At 73.3% G+C, this 17,222-nt stretch carries 18 protein-coding genes; 10 read left to right on the forward strand and 8 right to left on the reverse strand.

Annotated elements, in window-relative coordinates:
- The first annotated feature begins 48 nt into the window (after positions 1 to 48).
- Both AAH979_RS16390 and AAH979_RS16395 read left to right on the forward strand, forming a co-directional pair.
- Entirely contained in the window at positions 49 to 960 is a 912-nt protein-coding gene (locus AAH979_RS16390; RefSeq protein WP_346258959.1) for an NADP-dependent oxidoreductase, read from the forward strand.
- Between the two features lie 87 nt (positions 961 to 1,047).
- Positions 1,048 to 1,830, forward strand: coding sequence for a TIGR03089 family protein (locus AAH979_RS16395; protein ID WP_346258960.1), 783 nt, complete (start codon positions 1,048 to 1,050; stop codon positions 1,828 to 1,830).
- A 15-nt stretch (positions 1,831 to 1,845) separates the two neighbouring features.
- On the opposite strand, the gene AAH979_RS16400 is transcribed toward AAH979_RS16395, so the two are convergent.
- The 4 genes from AAH979_RS16400 to AAH979_RS16415 form a co-directional block, all read right to left on the reverse strand.
- Positions 1,846 to 2,802 carry a nucleoside-diphosphate kinase gene (locus AAH979_RS16400; RefSeq protein WP_346258961.1) on the reverse strand — a complete coding sequence of 319 codons (957 nt, stop codon included), beginning with the start codon at positions 2,800 to 2,802 and terminating at the stop codon, positions 1,846 to 1,848.
- A 6-nt stretch (positions 2,803 to 2,808) separates the two neighbouring features.
- Positions 2,809 to 3,453 (reverse strand): hypothetical protein, encoded by a 645-nt coding sequence (locus AAH979_RS16405; RefSeq protein ID WP_346258962.1) that lies wholly within the window; start codon positions 3,451 to 3,453, stop codon positions 2,809 to 2,811.
- A gap of 306 nt (positions 3,454 to 3,759) precedes the next feature.
- Positions 3,760 to 4,800 (reverse strand): pectate lyase, encoded by a 1,041-nt coding sequence (locus AAH979_RS16410; protein ID WP_346258963.1) that lies wholly within the window; start codon positions 4,798 to 4,800, stop codon positions 3,760 to 3,762.
- Positions 4,801 to 4,804: 4 nt separating this feature from the next.
- The gene (locus AAH979_RS16415) at positions 4,805 to 5,977 is read right to left on the reverse strand and encodes a right-handed parallel beta-helix repeat-containing protein (protein ID WP_346258964.1); all 1,173 of its coding nucleotides are present in this window, start codon (positions 5,975 to 5,977) and stop codon (positions 4,805 to 4,807) included.
- Between the two features lie 349 nt (positions 5,978 to 6,326).
- Here AAH979_RS16415 and AAH979_RS16420 point away from each other — a divergent pair, with 349 nt between their 5' ends.
- Complete coding sequence (locus AAH979_RS16420; RefSeq protein WP_346258965.1) at positions 6,327 to 6,572, forward strand: DUF2630 family protein; 246 nt, start codon at positions 6,327 to 6,329, stop codon at positions 6,570 to 6,572.
- A gap of 4 nt (positions 6,573 to 6,576) precedes the next feature.
- Here AAH979_RS16420 and AAH979_RS16425 read toward each other — a convergent pair whose 3' ends face one another.
- The 3 genes from AAH979_RS16425 to AAH979_RS16435 all read right to left on the reverse strand — a co-directional run bounded on the left by AAH979_RS16425 (position 6,577) and on the right by AAH979_RS16435 (position 9,408).
- A complete protein-coding gene (locus tag AAH979_RS16425; protein WP_346258966.1) occupies positions 6,577 to 7,527 on the reverse strand; it encodes an RIO1 family regulatory kinase/ATPase in 951 nt (316 codons plus the stop codon).
- A 286-nt stretch (positions 7,528 to 7,813) separates the two neighbouring features.
- A complete protein-coding gene (locus AAH979_RS16430) occupies positions 7,814 to 8,458 on the reverse strand; it encodes an HAD family hydrolase (RefSeq protein WP_346258967.1) in 645 nt (214 codons plus the stop codon).
- Between the two features lie 83 nt (positions 8,459 to 8,541).
- Entirely contained in the window at positions 8,542 to 9,408 is an 867-nt protein-coding gene (locus tag AAH979_RS16435; protein WP_346258968.1) for a carbon-nitrogen hydrolase family protein, read from the reverse strand.
- Between the two features lie 72 nt (positions 9,409 to 9,480).
- Between AAH979_RS16435 and AAH979_RS16440 the strand changes: the two genes are divergently transcribed.
- The 7 genes from AAH979_RS16440 to mug all read left to right on the forward strand — a co-directional run bounded on the left by AAH979_RS16440 (position 9,481) and on the right by mug (position 15,201).
- Complete coding sequence (locus AAH979_RS16440; RefSeq protein WP_346258969.1) at positions 9,481 to 10,278, forward strand: thioesterase family protein; 798 nt, start codon at positions 9,481 to 9,483, stop codon at positions 10,276 to 10,278.
- A gap of 113 nt (positions 10,279 to 10,391) precedes the next feature.
- Positions 10,392 to 10,970, forward strand: a complete 579-nt coding sequence (locus AAH979_RS16445; protein ID WP_346258970.1) for a helix-turn-helix domain-containing protein — start codon at positions 10,392 to 10,394, stop codon at positions 10,968 to 10,970.
- A 123-nt stretch (positions 10,971 to 11,093) separates the two neighbouring features.
- Positions 11,094 to 12,032 (forward strand): TIGR04222 domain-containing membrane protein, encoded by a 939-nt coding sequence (locus AAH979_RS16450; protein ID WP_346258971.1) that lies wholly within the window; start codon positions 11,094 to 11,096, stop codon positions 12,030 to 12,032.
- Complete coding sequence (locus AAH979_RS16455; RefSeq protein WP_346258972.1) at positions 12,029 to 12,871, forward strand: DUF692 domain-containing protein; 843 nt, start codon at positions 12,029 to 12,031, stop codon at positions 12,869 to 12,871. The genes AAH979_RS16450 and AAH979_RS16455 overlap by 4 nt, the downstream gene beginning before the upstream one ends.
- 1 nt (position 12,872) lies before the next feature.
- Positions 12,873 to 13,361: a hypothetical protein gene (locus tag AAH979_RS16460; RefSeq protein WP_346258973.1), complete on the forward strand. Its 489-nt coding sequence runs from the start codon at positions 12,873 to 12,875 to the stop codon at positions 13,359 to 13,361.
- Between the two features lie 269 nt (positions 13,362 to 13,630).
- Positions 13,631 to 14,392, forward strand: a complete 762-nt coding sequence (locus AAH979_RS16465) for an SDR family oxidoreductase (RefSeq protein WP_346258974.1) — start codon at positions 13,631 to 13,633, stop codon at positions 14,390 to 14,392.
- Between the two features lie 182 nt (positions 14,393 to 14,574).
- A complete protein-coding gene (gene mug / locus AAH979_RS16470) occupies positions 14,575 to 15,201 on the forward strand; it encodes a G/U mismatch-specific DNA glycosylase (RefSeq protein WP_346258975.1) in 627 nt (208 codons plus the stop codon).
- Here the strand turns inward: mug and AAH979_RS16475 are convergent.
- Complete coding sequence (locus AAH979_RS16475; RefSeq protein ID WP_346259016.1) at positions 15,167 to 17,122, reverse strand: ABC transporter ATP-binding protein; 1,956 nt, start codon at positions 17,120 to 17,122, stop codon at positions 15,167 to 15,169. The genes mug and AAH979_RS16475 overlap by 35 nt on opposite strands.
- Positions 17,123 to 17,222 lie beyond the last annotated feature (100 nt).

Raw genomic sequence — 17,222 nt, forward strand, 5'->3', positions numbered from 1 at the left:
TGAGGGCACAGACTCGGCCCGTCCACACGACGACGGGGAGGATGTCTGATGCGAGCGGCGGGTTTCACCGAGTACGGCGGTCCGGAGGTGCTCCGGCTGCTGGAGCTGCCCACTCCGGTGCCCGGCCCCGGCCAGGTACGGATCCGGGTGAAGGCGGCCGGCGTCCAGCCGTACGACTGCGCGGTCCGGGCCGGCTGGACGCCGCCGGGGGTCACCGGCGGCCTGCCGAGGGTGCCCGGCAACGAGTTCGCCGGCATCGTCGACCAGCTCGGGCCGGACGTCACCGGCGTCCGGGTCGGTGCCGAGGTGCTGGGCTTCGGCCAGCTCAACTGCTACGCCGAATACCTGGTGATCCCGGCCGACCAGATCACCGCCAAGCCGCCGGGCATGCCCTGGGAGGTGGCCGGTGGCTTCACCGCCGGGGCGCAGACCGCGCACATCGCCCTCGGCGAGTTGGGCCTCGCCCGCGGCGAGACGCTGCTGGTGCACGCCGCCGCCGGTGCGGTCGGCACGGCGGCGGTACAGCTCGGCGTGGCGGCCGGCGTGACGGTGCTCGGTACCGCCAGCCCGGGCAACCACGACTACCTGCGGTCACTCGGCGCGACCCCGGTGGCGTACGGGCCGGGCCTGGCCGACCGGATCCGCGCGCTCGCACCGGACGGGGTGGACGCGGCGCTGGACGGAGCCGGCGGCGACGCGCTGCGGGTCAGTCTGGAGCTGGTGCCGGACCGGACGCGGATCGTCACCCTGGTCGAGCACGACCGGGCCGAGGAACTCGGCGTCCGGCTCAGCCGCAACCTCCGCTCGGCGCGCCGGCTGGCCGAACTCGTCGACCGGCACACCCGGGGCGAGTTGCGGATCCACGTCCGCCGGACGCTGCCGCTGGAGCACGCCGCCGAGGCGCATCGCGAGGTCGAGACCGGCCACGGCCGGGGCAAGCTGGTGCTCACCCTCGACTGAACAAGGCGACCGGACCGGTATCGTCGGTGCGGCGCGGGCCGGCTCCAGCGGGCGCCATCACCGGAAACCATCAGGCAGGGGGACTCCGTGCGGCAGAGTTCGGCCCGGGCGGGCGGGGTACCGGCGCTCTTCGCGTCCGCGCTGGCGACGGATCCGGTCCGGCCGTTGCTCACCTACTACGACGACGCGACCGGGGAGCGCACCGAACTGACCGCCGAGGCGCTGGCCGGGTGGGTGGCCCGGACGGCGAATCTGCTGGTCCACGGGTGCGGGCTGGGCATCGGCGCCCGGGCCGCGGTGCTGTTGCCGCCGCACTGGCAGACCGCCGCCGTACTGCTCGGCACCTGGTCGGCCGGAGTGTCGGTGAGCTTCCACGGCACCGCCACGGCCGGGCTGCCCCGGCTCGGCCCGGGCGTCGAGGAGCCGTTCGACGTCACCTACGCCGCGCTGGGCCGGATCGACGACTGGCTCGACCACGTACCCGAGGCGGCGCACCGCTTCGTGCTCGGCTTCGCCCCGGACGCCGCCCCGCTGGGCGAGCCGCCAGCCGGCTACCGGGACTACCTCACCGAGGTACGCCGGCACGACCCCAACCTGCGGCCGTACGTGCCGCTGCGGCCCGACGACCCGGCCAGCGTGGACGGCACCAGCTACGCCGACTGGGGCCGGCTGGCCCGGGGGATGGCGGACGAGGTCTTCGGACTGCACCCCGGCGACCGGGTACTTGTCGACGCGGCCGCGCACGAGCACCCGGTGAAGTGGCTGCTGGCGCCGCTGGCCGCCGGCGCCACGGTGGTGCTCTGCGCCAACCTCGACCCCGCGACGGTGCAGCGGCGCAGCCGGGCCGAACGGGTGACCCGGGTGCTCTGAACGCCCGCCTCCGGTTCAGCCGGTGGTGGAGGTGTCCGGCAGCAGGCTGGTCGCACCGGGCACGTACGGGTCGAGCAGGTGGGTGGCGAGCACGATCCGCTGCCACCGGCTGACCGGTACCCCGCTCGACTCGGCCAGCCGCACCACCGTGCGCCAGTCCCGCGAGCAGCGGGCCCGGATCCGGCCGATCAGCGACACCAGTTCCCCGGCCGCCGTACCCGCACCGTCCCGCCGGCGGGCCTCGGCGACGTCGGCCAGCTCGCCGAGGGTCCGGTCCAGTTCGAGGTCCACCTCCGGAGTGGCCGCCTCCAGCCGGTCGGCCAGGGCGAACGCCTCCGACCGACCGTCCGGGGACGGACCCGCCGCCCCGCCGAGCGTGCGCCGGTAGAGACCGGCCCGGGTCTCGTGGTTGCAGAGCACGGCCAGCTCCCGGAGCAGGTCGGCCGGCTCGTCGGCGGCGTGCACCAGGTTGAGCTGGTAGTTGAAGCTGCCGACGTCGTAGCGGAGCTGGCCGGGCCGGCAGCGGACCGGATCGGCCGGCCCCTTGGCGGTGCTGAGCACCAGCGAGGCCGGCTCGGGACGGCCGGGCAGAGCGAGCAGCAGGAGCAGGCACTCGCACGCCGTGACGTAGAGGTCGGCGGCGTCCCGCCGGTCCCGGCTGGCGGCGTTGAGGCCGTACTGCCACAGCGCCCGTACGCCGTGCCGGTCGATGGTCACCGTCGCCGCCCAGACGATGCTGAAGCCGTACGCCAGCACCCAGCGCAGCACCGGGCCGAGCCGGCGGCTGACCACGGCGTCCGGCTTCAGCAGCAGGAGGGCGTGGTCGTGACAGAACTCCTCGATCCGGCCACCACCGACGGCGAGCAGGTCTTCGAAGCTCTCCCGGAAGTACGTGTCGACCGCGTAGAGGGACCGCTTCTGGGGAAGCGTCGACAGGAAGGCGGGGATCTCCTCGGCGCCGGGGGTGGCCATCGCGGGTCACTCACGCAGTTCCGCGGCTCGCCGTCCGACCTCTCCCGGGCTGAGCAGCTCACCGTCGAGCACCACGCCGACGAATCCGTCCAGCGGGATGTGCTCGAAGACCGGCGCGCCGAGGCGGGCGAAGACCGGCGCGGGGACCAGCTTCAGCGCGGTGGTGACGATCAGGGTGGGCAGCGTCTCCGCCAGTTCCCGGGTGCCCCGGATGTTGAGCACGGTGTCCGGCCCGATCGCGTCGGCGCCGGCCAGCGCGACCGCCGGCTCGCCGGTACGCAGCGACTCCGGCAACTGGGCCAGGATCTGCTTGACGATGGAACTGCTCGGCGCGTAGGTGACCGGGACACCCTGCTCGCCGACCCAGGTGACCGCCGCCTTCACGGTGTTCTCCACCGCGTGGTCCAACTCGGCCCGGATCCGGCGGAGCGCCTCGGCCGGCTCGGCGGAACGTACCGCGTTGGCGATGTGCCACATCGGTGCGTAGCCGGGTAGCCGGGCCGTCAGGAACTCGGTCGCGTCGGCCGCCGCGGCGGGATCGTCGACCAGGTCGAGCAGACCCTGGATCACCAGCCGGGCCACTCCGGTGGCCCCGGCCGTGGTGACCGTGACGGCCTCGCGAAGCGATGGCGGCAACGTAGCTTGGTCCATGATGTTCGGGCTCTTTCCATTCCGGGTCTGGTCCCCTGAGGACAGGACTACCTCCCGGCATCGAGAGTGCCCGATCTGCGCGCACCCCGGCACCGAGTTTGGTAGTTCATATCAAACGGACACCCCGGTTGGAGCCGAATGCCCAAATAGCAGCGGCGGTCACCGCCCGACGACACGCAGTGCCCCCGCGCGGCCGGGCCGCGCGGGGGCACTGGCGGACGGTCGGGACCCACCTCCCGACCGTCCGCCCCGGCTGGCCACCGACTGACCGGTCAGCCAACAGACCGGGTCAGCCTGGGGATCGGGTCAGCCGGAGATCCTTCCGGTGCCGGCACCGGCCCGGACCGACGCCGGCACCCCGGCCGGCGCGTCGAGCTGGTACGCGTAGTACGTGCGCGGCTCGACCACCGAACCCGCCGTCTCCGGTACGCCGGAGTTCACGAAGATGTTGTTCCGCTGTACCGCCCGGCCGGGTCCACTGTCGGCATAGCCGCTGGCCGAGTAGAGCGGGTACGGCACGTTCTCGAAGTAGTTCCCCTCGACCAGCACGCCGGCGTTCTCGGTGGAGGCGACGGCGTACAGCTCGTTGCCGAGGAAGTAGTTGTTGTAGACGTGCACCGGCTCACCGAACCGGACCCGGGGGTGCCGCTGCCGGCTGTTGTCGAAGAAGTTGTGGTGGATGCTGACCTTGAGGTGCCCGATGTCGGTCGAGGCGGCCCCGTCGGAGTGGCTGATCAGCATGCTCTTGTCGGCGTGGTCGAAGTGGTTCCAGGAGACCGTCACGTAGTCGGCACCCCGGACGATGTCGACCGAGCCGTCCACCGCGCCGGTGAACCGGTTGTGGTCGATCCAGATGTGGTGCGATTCCTGCCCCACGTTGACCGCGTCGTCCTCGGCGTTGGTGAAGTTGAGGTTCTGGACGATCACGTTGTACGACCGGTAGAAGTCCAGCCCGCCGCCGTCGATCGTGGCGTTCGCACCGACGCCGATGATCGTCTTGTTCGGCCGTACCCCCTGCTTGCTGGTGATCTCGATGGTCCCCTGTACCCGGATCACCAGCGGCCCGACCGTGTCGATGTATTCCAGGAAGTCGGTCGAGTTGGTGGCGGTGACCACCGGTCCACCGGCACCGCCGGTGGTGCCGTTCTGGCCGAGCGCGCTGACGCCGGCGAAGCCGTCCGGCTGCCCGACCGGGACCGCCAGCGCGGTGGTCGGCGGCGGGGTCGCCCGGGCCGGCCCGGTGCCGCCGGCCAGTGCGGCGGTCACCGTCACGGCGAGCGTTGCGGCGAGGGCGGCGCCGAGGGGGCGCCAGCCCGGCGCCCGGCGTACGAGGAGGTTTCCGTTCATCGGGTCAGCCCAGCTTTCCCACCCCGGCACCGGCCGGGACGATGGTCGGGATGTCGGCCGCGTTGTCCGGCTGGTAGCGGTAGAAGCCGCTCGGCTCGGGCACCGTGCCCCGGGTCTCGATCGGGTGGTTGCAGTCGACCAGGATGTTGCCGCGTTCGGCGATCCGGCCCAGGTCGCCGCTGAACTCGACCCGGCCGGGATTGTTGACGCTGTAGAAGTAGTTGTTCTCGACCAGCACCGCGGCGTCGTAGGTGGAGGCCACGCCGTAGCTGTTCTCGAAGTAGTAGTTGTTGTAGACGTGCGTCATGGCCGAGAAGCGCACCCGGGGGTGCCGCTGGTCGGAGGCGTTGAACCAGTTGTGGTGGTAGGTCACCCGCAGCCGCCCGATGTCCTGGGGCCCGGCGTCCTCGTCGTGCGAGAGCAGCAGCGTCTTGTCGTGGTCGTGGAAGTGGTTCCACGAGACGGTGACGTAGTCGGAGCCGCGCTTGATGTCGACCGCGCCGTCGTCGCCGTTGGAGAACTCGTTGTGGTCGATCCAGATGTGGTGCGAGAACATCTGCACGTTGAGCAGGTCGTCGGTGGCTCCGGTGAGGTGCAGGTTCCGGATGATCACGTTGTGCACCGCGTCGGCCGGCGGCGCGGTGACGTCGTCGTCCACCGGCAGGCCGATGTTGAGGCCGCCGCCGGAGAGGGTGGCGTTCGACCCGATGCCCACGATGGTCTTGTCCGAGGTGACGTTGTGCATGCCGTCGCTGTTGCCGGTCGGCAGGGTGATGGTGCCGGCGACCTGGATGACGTACGGGCCGGGTCGGGCGATGTAGTCGAGGAAGGCGGCCGTGCTGTTCACCGTGACGACCGGCCCACCGGCGCCTCCGGTGGTGCCGTCCTGGCCGAGCGCGTTCACGCTGGCGAAGCCGTCGGCCGGGCCCGCCGGTACCTGCACGGTCGGTCCGGAGATGCCGGGCGTCAACGAGATGCGGGACGGGCCGGGCGGAGCGGCCTCGACCGTGACGTCGCCGGTATCGGTGAAGAGGGTGGCGGCCTGTGCGGCGCCGGGGCCGTAGCCGAGGGCGGCGGCCAGCGCGACGGCGAGCCCGACGCTGGCGGGCCGCCGCCAGCGTCTGCCGGCCGGTCTGCCCGGGGCGGCGGTGCCGGTGCTGATGCTCGGTGAGGTCACGAGTCTTCTGCCTTTCCGGTGGTGGCGGGGATACGCGGCGGTGTGGCGGTGTGCGCGGAGCAGGCTCGACCGGCGCGGCGGGGTGCGGTTGCAGCGGGCAGCGCCACCGGGGGGCGGCCGGTGCGGGTACGCCGGCGGGACGGGTCTGCGCACTTCGAGGCGGTGGAAAGACGTCGGGGTGGGTGCTTCGGAGGGGCCGGAAAGCGCTTTCCTAACGCCACGATAGGAACCGGAGAGAACTATGTCAATGAATGCGCCCCGGCCGGGCCCGGCAACGCCCCGCCGCGTGCCGCCCATCACCCGAGCGGATGGTGGGCGGCGCGTTCGACGCTGTGCCAGGATCTTGGGCATGGACGACAGGACGATTCTGAGCCGGATCTCCGACCTGGTCGACGAGGAACACCGGCTCCGCAACCACGCCCAGCAGGTCGAGAACTCGACCGACGAGGACCGGACCCGGCTGCGGGAGTTGGAGGAGTCGCTCGACCAGTGCTGGGACCTGCTCCGGCGGCGCCGGGCCGCCCGCCAGGCCGGCAACGACCCGGACACCACCGGGGCCCGCAGCGTGAACGAGGTCGAGAAATACCTCCAGTGAACGTCTAGCGCAGCCCCGCCTCCCGGAGCAGTTGCCCGGTCAGCACGCCCGGGTCGACCAGCTCGCCGGGGAGTCCCCGCGCCGCGAACCAGGCGGCCACCACCCGAACGTCCCGGGCCAGGAACTCCCGCCCGCTCGGGTTGGCGACCACGTCCACCACCTGCGGCAGGTCGATCAGCACCAGCCGGTCGGAGTGCACCAACAGGTTGTACGGCGACAGGTCACCGTGCGCCAATCCAGCCCGGGCCAGTACGACCAGCGCGTCGACGAGCTGGTCCCAGAGCCGGCGCAGCGACACCGGATCGGGCCGGAGCTGGGCCAGCCGGGGCGCCGCCTCCCCCTGCACCGGATCACCGACGAACTCGAGCATCAGCTCCGTCCCGATGAGCTGCACCGGGTACGGCACAGCGATGCTGCCCAGCTCCGACCCCACCTGCCAGAGCCGGGTCAGCGCGGCGAACTCGGCCGCAGCCCACTGGCCGGCGATCATCTGCCGGCCGAACGCGGTACGCCCCTCCATCGCCCGGTTCTCCCGGGACCGGCGCACCCGGCGCCCCTCCAGGTAACCGGCGTCCCGATGGAAGAGGCGGTGCTCGGGGTCCCGGTAGCGCTTGGCGGCGAGCAGGCAGCTCCGGTCGCTGTCCGGTACCGCCCGGCGGACCAGGTGTACGTCCGCCTCCTTGCCGGTCTTCAGCACACCCAGCTCGGTGTCGATGGCGGCCAGCTCGGTGACCAGCCAGTCGGGATGCGGCTCCGGCCCGTGCACCGCCTGGTCCCAGGTCGACCAGCGGTCACCGACGTCCGGTGTGTCGGTGTCGGCGTTGGTGTCGAACGCGGCCGCCGTGGCGTGCCGGTTCCGTTTCAGGAAGCGCGGCTCGTCGTCGTCGAACCGGCGGATGGTGCGGCCGCCACGGGAGCGGGCCGAACCGGAATAGTCGTCATAATCGCGTGGCACTGGAGGAATCCTCTGGTCGAGTCGGAAGAGAACAGGCGAGAGCGCAGCACAACGACAGCCACCGTCACCCCTCCTTCCACTCGGCCGGGCGGTGCCCGGGATGCGATACGACCCGGAGAGACCAGGCAGGGTCCTCCGACGCGCAATGCTCGCCGGTCCGGCGAACGGCGGTCAACCGAATTACCGCCGCGCGGCCGGGCGCGGCCTTCCTGGTGGCCGTCACGATCGCCGTGACGGTGTCGGACTGCTCACCCGACGCCGGGTCGGGCGGCGGGGCGGACCGGAATCAGGCGGCGAGCACCGTGGCGACGGCGGCGATCAGCCCGTCCACCGTCTTGGTCGGTGCGTACCGGCGCTCCATCCAGCGGCGGCCCCGGTGCAGCCAGACGCTGGGCAGCCCGACCGCGGCGGCTCCGCCGATGTCGGCCTCCGGGCTGTCCCCGACCATCCAGGCACCGCGCAGCCGCATCCGGACCCGTTCGGCGGCGAGCGCGAAGATCCTGGGGTTCGGCTTGCTGACCCCGACCTCCTCGGAGATCACCCAGTCCGCCAGATAGCGGTCCAGGCCGGTACGCCTGATCTTCATCTCCTGGAGCCGCTCGGTGCCGTTGGTGACCGCCACCGGCACCCAGCCGGCCTCGTCGGCGATCCGCAGCGCGCAGGCGATCAACGGATCGAGCCGGGTGTATTCCACCACTCCCTCGTGCAGCGCCTCGACCAGGTCGATGGAGGGGATCCGGAGGCGGTACCTGTCGCGGATCGCGTCGGCCACGTCCCAGCGGTTGGTCAGCCCGTCGGCGTCCACCGAGAGCAGCCAGTCGATGTCACTCTCGGGTGCTCCGATCTCGTCCAGGAACCTCTGCGCCCAGGTCCGGAACGGGCCCGCCCGGTCCAGCAGAGTGTTGTCCAGATCGAGGAGCAACAGCGGCACTTGCGCACAGTACGGGACGCACCCGGTCGGACAACAGTCCCAGCATGTAAACAACCCGGGTTGGCCGGGCTGACAACAGGCGGTCAACCGGTCAACAGGGTCCGTACCCCGCCCTGCCCGGGCAGCCGGTCGGCGAGCATCCGGTGCGCGTCGCGTACCCGGTGCAGTTCGGCCGGGTCGAACCGCGCCACGACGACGGCCGCACCGGAGTCCGCGGCCCGGCGCAGCACCTGGCCCTCGGGGTCGTAGATCGCCGCGCCGCCGTTGAACCGCCACGGCGCCGGGCCACCGACCGCGTTGGCGAAGACCACGTACATGGTGTTGTCCAGCGCGCGGGCCCGGTAGTAGAGGTCACGCCGGTGTTCGGAGCCGACGAGGTAACCGCTCGGGCAGAGATAGCCGTGCGCCCCGTCGGCCGCCGCCGCCCGGCCGTGCTCGGGGAAACAGCCGTCGTAGCAGACCCCGAGACCGAGCCGCCAACCGTCGACCAGCAGGGTCGCACCGCACCGCCCGGGCGTGAACAGCGCGTTCTCGTCCGGGCCCCAGAGGTGCTGTTTGGCGTACCCGGCGCTGACCCGGCCCGCGCCGTCCACCACCAACGCCGAGCAGGTCCGCCGGCCGTCCGGGTGCCGGACCGCCGCGCCGACCACTACCACCACCCGGCGGTCCCGGGCGAGGGCACGCAGCGGATCGAGCCGGGAGTCCGCCACCTGCCCGTCGTGGTCGGCGGCCACGTCGGTACCGGCCGGATCGCCGGCCAGGGTCGGCGGGTGGTACGCCGGCAGGAACAGTTCCGGAAGTACGACGACCCGGGCGCCGTCGTCGGCGGCCCGCCCGGCCAGCCGGGCGGCGGAGCCGGCGTTCCCGGCCACGTTCCCGGGTTCCGCTTCGGCCTGGACCGCGGCGACGGGCAGTGCGGCGGCCGGCGGTTCGGCGGTGGTCTGCGTCACGGCCGCGATGATAGCCGGGCGCGGATCCCGCGCCGATCTTGCGAACGTGCCGCCGGAGAGGAAAATCGGCCCGTGCCCGACGCCTTCTTCCTGCCCACCGATGACCCCGAGCGGTTCGTCGCCACCCCGGCCACCGAGGGGCCGTGGAGCAGCGGCCTGCAACACGGCGGACCGCCGTGCGCGCTGCTGACCCGTGCCGTGGAACGGGCACCCAGCTCGCTGGACGGGCCGGCCCAGGTCACCCGGCTGACGGTGGAGTTCCTCGGCGGCGTGCCGGTGGCCGAGGTCGCCGTCCGGGCCGCCGTTGCCCGGCCCGGACGCTCGGTCGAACTGGTCGAGGCCGAACTGCACGCCGCCGGGCGGGTGGTGCTGCGGGCCCGGGTGTGGCGGATCCGGCGTACCCCGGTGGACCTGCCCGCCGAGGTGGTCACCCCGCCGGCCCCACCACCGCCCCGGCCGGCCGAGCCGTCCCGGTTCGCCGAGCCGCGCTGGCAGATCGGCTATCTGCGGGCGGTCGACTGGCGGTTCGTCGACGGCCACTTCGAGCGCCCCGGCCCGGCCTCGGCCTGGGCCCGGCAACGGATCCCGCTGGTGGCCGGGGAAGAGCCGAGCCCGCTGCAACGGGTCGCCCTGCTCGCCGACTCCGGCAACGGGCTGAGCCGGCTGCTGGACATGGAGCAGTGGTGGTTCATCAACACCGAACTGACCGTGCACCTGCACCGGCAGCCGGTCGACGAGTGGCTGCACGTACGGGCCGGCACGACCCTGGACGGGCACGGGTCCGGGCTGGCCGAGACGGTGCTCTCCGACGCCAACGGCCCGCTGGGGCGGGGCGCCCAGGCCCTGATGGTCGGACGCCGGACCGGCTGAGCCACCCGTCGGTTCGCCGGACCGGCCGAGCTCCGTCGCGGCGCCGGGTCGTGCGACAACCCAAGACGTACGTACGGATTGCATACCGGGCCGCTGCCTGGCACGATCGGGTGGTGCCCAGGGTAAGTCAGGACCAGCTCGACGCCCGCCGTCAGGAGATTCTCGGCGCGGCACGGGCCTGCTTCGCCCGGCACGGCTACGAGGGTGCCACCGTGCGCCGGCTCGAAGAGGCGACCGGGCTCTCCCGGGGAGCGATCTTCCACCACTTCCGGGACAAGGACTCGCTCTTCCTCGCGGTCGCCGAGGACGACGCCGCCGCCATGGTCGCCACGGTGGCCCGCAACGGTCTGGTGCAGGTCATGCGCGACCTGCTGGCTGGTGCCACCTCGCCGGACACCACCGGCTGGCTGGGCAGCCAACTCGAGGTGTCCCGGCGACTGCGCACCGACCCGGAGTTCGCGAAACGCTGGGCGGAACGCTCGGCGAGCCTCGCCGAGGCCACCCGGGAGCGGCTGGCCCGGCAACGGGACGCCGGGGTGCTGCGCGACGACGTACCGATCGAGACGCTGGCCCGGTTCCTGGAGCTGGCCTACGACGGGCTGGTGCTGCAACTGGCGATGGCCCGGCCGGCCGGCGACCTCGGCGCGGTGCTGGACCTGGTCGAGGAGGCGGTCCGCCGGCCGGGCGGCTGAACACGGTCGCCCCGGACGGCAGCGGTCGGCCGCTGGCAGGTTTGCCGAACCGCGACCGGGCCGGCTGGCGTACCCGATCCACAATGGTGGCAGTCCGACCCCCCGTACGGCTGGAGTCACCCGATGGACGTGCTAGCGGTGCGGACCGAGACCTGGGGCGTACCCGGGCCGGTCTTCCTGACCCTCTACCTCACGATCGCCGGGCTGATCCTGCTCGGCACCCTGCTGCACCGGCTGGTCGGGTTCGCCGGGCGCCGCCCGCCCGGGGCGGAGCGACTGCACCCCGTCCAGCTCGCCTGGTTGTCCGGCGGTGACCGGCTGGCCGTGCACGCCACGCTCGGCGGGCTGCGCGCCGCCGGGGCGGTCGGCACGACCGCGCAGCACCGGCTGACGCAGACCGGGCCGTTGCCGATGCGGGCCACGCCGCTCGACGCCGCCGTGCACCGGGCGGCCGCGCAGGGCGTACGCGGACGGACGCTCGACAACGATCCCCGGGTCCGGGCGGCGCTCGCCGACCTCCGGGCCGACCTGGCCCGGAGCGGCCTCGCGCCGTCCCCGTCGGCCCGCCCGGTCGCCCGGATCGGCCCGGTACTGCTGCTCGGGCTGGTGGCGGTCGGCCTGGCCCGGCTGGTCGCCGGTCTGGCCGGCGGCCAGCCGGTCGGCTACCTCGGGCTGAGCCTGCTGGTGCTCGCACCCACCAGCGTGGTGCTACTCTGCGCGGTCCCCCGCCGGACCCGGGCGGCGAACGCGCTGCTGCGCGACCTGCGCGGGCAGCACCAGCATCTCGCGCCCCGGCACGCGCCCGCCTACGCCACCTACGGCGCGGCCGGCGCGGCGTTGGGGATCGCCCTGTTCGGCACGGCCGCGCTGATCGAGTTCGACCCGGCGTTCGCGGTCGAGGCGGAGGTGCAGCGCGCGATGAGCGGCTCGGCGGCAGGCGGCAGCGGCTGGACGGCTGGCAGCACCGGCGGCGGCTCCGGCGGCGACAGCTCCAGCGGCGACGGTTCGGGGGGCGGCGGCTGCGGCGGCGGCTGCGGAGGATGCGGCGGGTGCGGCGGATGACGACCGGAGCCGGTGTGCCAGTGCCAGAAGCCGGATACGGGGTAGGGATCGGCTGGCGGCCCGAGATCGCCGGCTTCGTCGCGGAGCTGCCGGGCCTGCGCTTCGTCGAGGTGATCGCCGAGTCGATCCCCGCCGCCGGGCCGCCGCCGGGCCTCGTCGAACTGCGCGACCGCGGCGTGACGGTGGTACCGCACGGGGTGCGGCTCTCCCTCGGCGGTGCCGACCCGGTCGAGCCGGCCCGGGTACGCCAGTTCGCCCGGGCCGCCGAGCTGCTGGACGCGCCGCTGGCCAGCGAGCACATCGCCTTCGTCCGGGCCGGTGGGATCGAGGCGGGGCACCTGCTGCCGTTGCCGCGTACCCGGGAGTCCGTCGACGCGGTGGTCGGAAACGTCGCCCGGGTACGGGCCGAGCTCTCCGTCCCGCTGGCCCTGGAGCCGATCGCCGCCATCTTCGACTGGCCGGACGACGAGCTGGACGAGGCGGACTTCCTCACCGAGATCCTGGACCGGACCGGCGCGCTGCTGCTGCTGGACATCGCCAACGTCTACGCCAACGCCCGCAACCGGGGCACCGACCCGGTCCACCTGCTCGACCGGCTGCCGCTGGAGCGGGTCGGCTACGTACACGTCGCGGGCGGGGCGGCCAGCGACGGGATCTACCACGACACGCACACCGACCCGGTGCCGCAGGAGGTACTCGACCTGGTCGCCGAGCTCTGCGCCCGGCACCGCCCGCCGGCGCTGCTGCTGGAGCGCGACGGGCACTATCCACCGGCGGCGGCGCTGCGCGCCGAACTCGACGCGATCGCCGCCGCCTCCGGCTACCCGGCGGTGACCTGAGGTGACCGCCGATGCCCGCACCGGGCCGGCCGGGACGCTGGCCGACCGGCAGGCCGCGCTGGTGGCCGCGCTGGTGGCCGGGGCGCCGCTGCCACCCGGCTTCGACGCCCGGCTGGTCGGGGTGGCCCGGTCGGCGCTGCTGCACAAGCGGGCCGGCGAGGTCGCCCGGCACTGGCCGCTGCTCGCCGCCGTGCACGGCCGGCGCTGGTCGGCCGTCTTCGCCGCCTGGGCGGCGGACCGCCCGACCTCGGGCTCGATCCGGGACGGCTGGGACCTGGCCCGGCACCTGGCCGCCGAGGGGACGCTACCGGCGCCCGCCGCCGAGGAACTCGCGGTCCGGGAGGCCGGCTGGCGGTACGACGGCCGCACGCCCCCGCGCCGGCGCCGGCGCCCGGCGCTACGCCGGACCGGCAACGTGCTGGTGGTGCAGGTCGCCGGTCGGGTACGGACGTGGACCGTGCCCGGCTCCCGGGCCGCCTTCCGTTCGTGACTGCGAGGCTCGCAAACCCGGCTCACTCCTCGCACTCACGGTGCCGCCGTTCGCTCGTGACTGCGGGGCTCGCAAACCCGGCTCACTCCTCGCACTCACGGTGCCGCCGTTCGTTCGTGACTGCGGGGCTCGCAAACCCGGCTCACTCCTCGCACTCACGGTGCCGCCGTTCGTTCGTGACTGCGGGGCTCGCAAACCCGGCTCACTCCTCGCACTCACCGGGGACCCGAAGATCGACTCAGTGCCGCCCGGGTCATAGGATCCCTTCCATGGATCTCGGACTCGCGGACCGGGTGTACGTGCTGACCGGCGCCTCGAAGGGACTCGGCTTCGCCACCGCCCGGGCCCTGGTGGCCGACGGTGCCCGGGTGGTGATCTCGGCCCGGGATCCCGACCAGGTGGCCGCGGCGGCGGGCCGACTCGGCCCGGACGACCGGGTACTGGGGCTCACCGCCGACCTGGCCACCCCGGACACCGCGACCCGGCTGGTCGACACCGCCCTGGAACGGTTCGGTCGGCTCGACGGCGGCCTCGTCTCGGTCGGCGGACCGCCGCCGGGCAGCGCCGCCCAGGCCACCGACGCGCAGTGGCGGGACTCCTTCGAGACCATCTTCCTCGGCACGGTCCGGGCCGCCCGGACGATCGCGGCGGCACTGCCCAGCGGCGGCGCGCTCGGCCTGGTGCTCTCCAACTCGGTGCGGGCGCCGATTCCGGGGCTCGGCATCTCGAACGGGCTGCGGCCGGGGCTGGCCGGAGTGGCCAAGGACATGGCCGACGAGTACGGCCCGCGCGGCGTACGGGTACTCAGCCTGCTGCCGGGCCGGATCCTCACCGACCGCAACCGGGAACTCTTCGCCGCCAGCGGAGACCCGGAACGGGCCCGGGCCGACGCGGAGGCGGCGATACCGCTGCGCCGGATCGGCGACCCGGATGAGTTCGGCCGGGTGGCCGCGTTCGTGCTCTCCCCCGCCGCCAGCTATCTGACCGGGGTCACCATCCCGGTCGACGGCGGCGCGCTGCGCAGCCTCTGAGCTGGTCTCGGCCCGCCGACCGGCTCGCGGGCCGGGCTAGAGTTGCCACCCGTTGTGGAGGTGAGCGTGATTTCGAGCGTTGGCATAATCGTGGCCGCCGTCGTCGGCGGGCTCTGCTGCCTGATGGTGGTGACCGCCGTGGTGCTGCTGGTGGTATGGGCGGCCCGGAAGAACCAACGGCCTTGACAGCGGCCCGGCCGTCCCGGCCCCGGCCGACCCCGGCCGAGGTGGCGGCGGCCGCCGACCGGCTGCTCCCCGACCTGATCGCCCCGGACCTGGACGTGCTCTTCTGCGGCATCAACCCGGGTCTCTACTCGGCCGCGACCGGCTGGCACTTCGCCCGGCCCGGCAACCGGTTCTGGCCGGCCCTGCACCGGGGCGGCTTCACGCCGCACCTGGTGGACCCGGCCGACCAGGCCGAACTGCTCGGCTACCGGCTGGGCATCACGAATCTGGCGGCCCGGGCCAGCGCGCGGGCCGACGAACTGACCCGGGAGGAGCTCGTCGAGGGCGGCCGGCTGCTGGTCCGCAAGGTCCGGCGCTACCGGCCGCGCTGGGTCGCGGTGCTCGGGGTCACGGCGTACCGGACGGCGTTCGAGCGGCGTACTGCGCGGATCGGCCGGCAACCGGAGACGCTCGGCGGGGCGCGGCTGTGGGTGCTGCCGAACCCGAGCGGGCTGAACGCGCATTTCACCGGGCCCGGATTGGCCGCCGAGTTCGCGGCGCTGCGCGCGGCGACTCTGGAGGAGCCGGCGCCGGTGGCGGAGGAGGCGGTCAGACCGGGTCGAAGTCGGGGCGCGGCATCGTGATCACCGGCTCCGGGCCGACCGCGTCGGCGTACGGGGCCGGGGAGTCGGCGACGGCGAACTGCGTCCGGTACAGCTCGGCGTAGAGCCCGCCGACGGCGACCAGCTCGTCGTGCCGGCCCCGTTCGACGATCCGCCCGCCGTCCAGCACCAGGATCTGGTCGGCCTCCCGTACGGTCGACAGCCGGTGCGCGATGACCAGTGCCGTACGCCCGCTCAGCGCCACCGACAGCGCCCGTTGCACCGCCGCCTCCGACTCGGAGTCGAGGTGTGCGGTCGCCTCGTCGAGGATCACGATCGACGGGGCCTTGAGCAGCAGCCGGGCGATGGCGATGCGCTGCTTCTCGCCGCCGGAGAACCGGTAGCCCCGCTCGCCGACCATGGTGTCGAGCCCGTCCGGCAGCGAGCGGACCAGCTCTTCCACCTGGGCGCCGCGCAGCGCCGCCCAGAGTTCGTCGTCGGTCGCGTCGGGCTTGGCGTAGCGCAGGTTCTCGGCGATCGTCTCGTGGAACAGGTGCGAGTCCTGGGTCACCACCCCGATGGTGTCGCGCAGCGAGTCGAGGGTGGCGTCCCGGACGTCGACGCCGCCGACCCGGACCGCCCCGTCGGTCACGTCGTAGACCCGGGAGACCAGCATCGAGGTGGTGGACTTGCCGGCGCCGGAGGGCCCGACCAGGGCCACCAGCTGGCCCGGCTCGACGGTGAACGAGACGCCGCGCAGCACCGGCTCGTTGACCGTACGGTCCAGCGTGGCGACCTCCTCCAGCGAGGCGAGCGACACCTCGGCGGCGGTGGGATAGCGGAACCGTACGTCGGAGAACTCCAGCCGCCGGGCACCGCGCGGGATCTCGACCGCGTCCGGCTTCTCGGCGATGGACGGGGTCAGGTCGAGCACCTCGAAGACCCGGTCGAAGGAGACCAGCGCGCTCATCACGTCCACCCGGACGTTCGACAGCGCGGTCAGCGGGCCGTAGAGGCGGGTGAGCAGCAGGGCGAGCGTCACCACCGTGCCGGCGCTGACGTTGCCCTGCACGGCGAGCCAGCCGCCGAGCCCGTAGGTCAGGGCCTGGGCCAGCGAGGCCACCAGCAGCATCGCCACGAAGAAGGTGCGGGAGTACATCGCGGACTGGATGCCGATGTCACGGACCCGCTCGGCCCGGTCGCCGAACCGCCGCGCCTCGACCTCGGGCCGGGCGAAGAGCTTGACCAGCAGCGCCCCGGCCACCCCGAACCGCTCGGTCATGGTGGCGTTCATCTTGGCGTCGAGGTCGTACGACTCCCGGGTGATCTCCGCCAGCCGGCGGCCGACCCGGCGGGCCGGGATGATGAAGATCGGCAGTAGCACCAGGGAGAGCGCGGTGATCTGCCAGGAGAGCGTGAACATCACGGCGGCGGTGAGCACAAGCTGGATGATGTTGCTGACCACCCCGGAGAGGGTGCTGGTGAAGGCCCGCTGCGCGCCGGTCACGTCGTTGTTGATCCGGCTGACCAGCGCCCCGGTCTGGGTGCGGGTGAAGAACTGCAGCGGCATCCGCTGGACGTGGTCGTAGACCCGGGTCCGCAGGTTGAGGATGATCCCCTCGCCGATCCGCGCCGAATACCAGCGCTGGGCCAGCGAGAGCAGCGCGTCGACCACCGCGAGGCCGGCGATCACCAGGGCCAGCCGGACGACCAGGCCGCCCGCGTCCGGGCCACCCCGCGAGATCGCGTTGATCACGTCACCGGCCAGCACCGGGGTCGCCACCCCGATGATCGCGGCGAACACCACCGTGACCAGGAACACCACGATGTCCCGCCGGTACGGCCGGGCGAACTCCACCACCCGCCGTACGCTGCGCCGGCTCACCCGGTGTGCGGTCACCTCGTCGCGGTTGCGCAACGAGCGCAGCATGCTCCAACCGCCCATGCTGGCACCGCCACCCATCGGGTTCACCACGCGCGACCTCCCAGTCGTCCTCGACGACTACGACAACCGGAGTGGCGGCCCGATTCTTCCCGAATGGTCCCTTGATCACACACCCCGT

The organism is Plantactinospora sp. ZYX-F-223, assembly GCF_039649625.1.
GTDB lineage: Bacteria > Actinomycetota > Actinomycetes > Mycobacteriales > Micromonosporaceae > Plantactinospora.

Excerpts from the sequence above, each read along its gene's own strand:
- AAH979_RS16465 (WP_346258974.1), top strand. The coding sequence starts at position 13,631 with ATGGATCTCGGACTCGCGGACCGGGTGTACGTGCTGACCGGCGCCTCG.
- AAH979_RS16475 (WP_346259016.1), bottom strand. The coding sequence starts at position 17,122 with ATGGGTGGCGGTGCCAGCATGGGCGGTTGGAGCATGCTGCGCTCGTTG.
- AAH979_RS16410 (WP_346258963.1), bottom strand. The coding sequence starts at position 4,800 with ATGAACGGAAACCTCCTCGTACGCCGGGCGCCGGGCTGGCGCCCCCTC.
- AAH979_RS16405 (WP_346258962.1), bottom strand. The coding sequence starts at position 3,453 with ATGGACCAAGCTACGTTGCCGCCATCGCTTCGCGAGGCCGTCACGGTC.
- AAH979_RS16420 (WP_346258965.1), top strand. The coding sequence starts at position 6,327 with ATGGACGACAGGACGATTCTGAGCCGGATCTCCGACCTGGTCGACGAG.
- AAH979_RS16390 (WP_346258959.1), top strand. The coding sequence starts at position 49 with ATGCGAGCGGCGGGTTTCACCGAGTACGGCGGTCCGGAGGTGCTCCGG.
- AAH979_RS16455 (WP_346258972.1), top strand. The coding sequence starts at position 12,029 with ATGACGACCGGAGCCGGTGTGCCAGTGCCAGAAGCCGGATACGGGGTA.
- AAH979_RS16400 (WP_346258961.1), bottom strand. The coding sequence starts at position 2,802 with ATGGCCACCCCCGGCGCCGAGGAGATCCCCGCCTTCCTGTCGACGCTT.
- AAH979_RS16450 (WP_346258971.1), top strand. The coding sequence starts at position 11,094 with ATGGACGTGCTAGCGGTGCGGACCGAGACCTGGGGCGTACCCGGGCCG.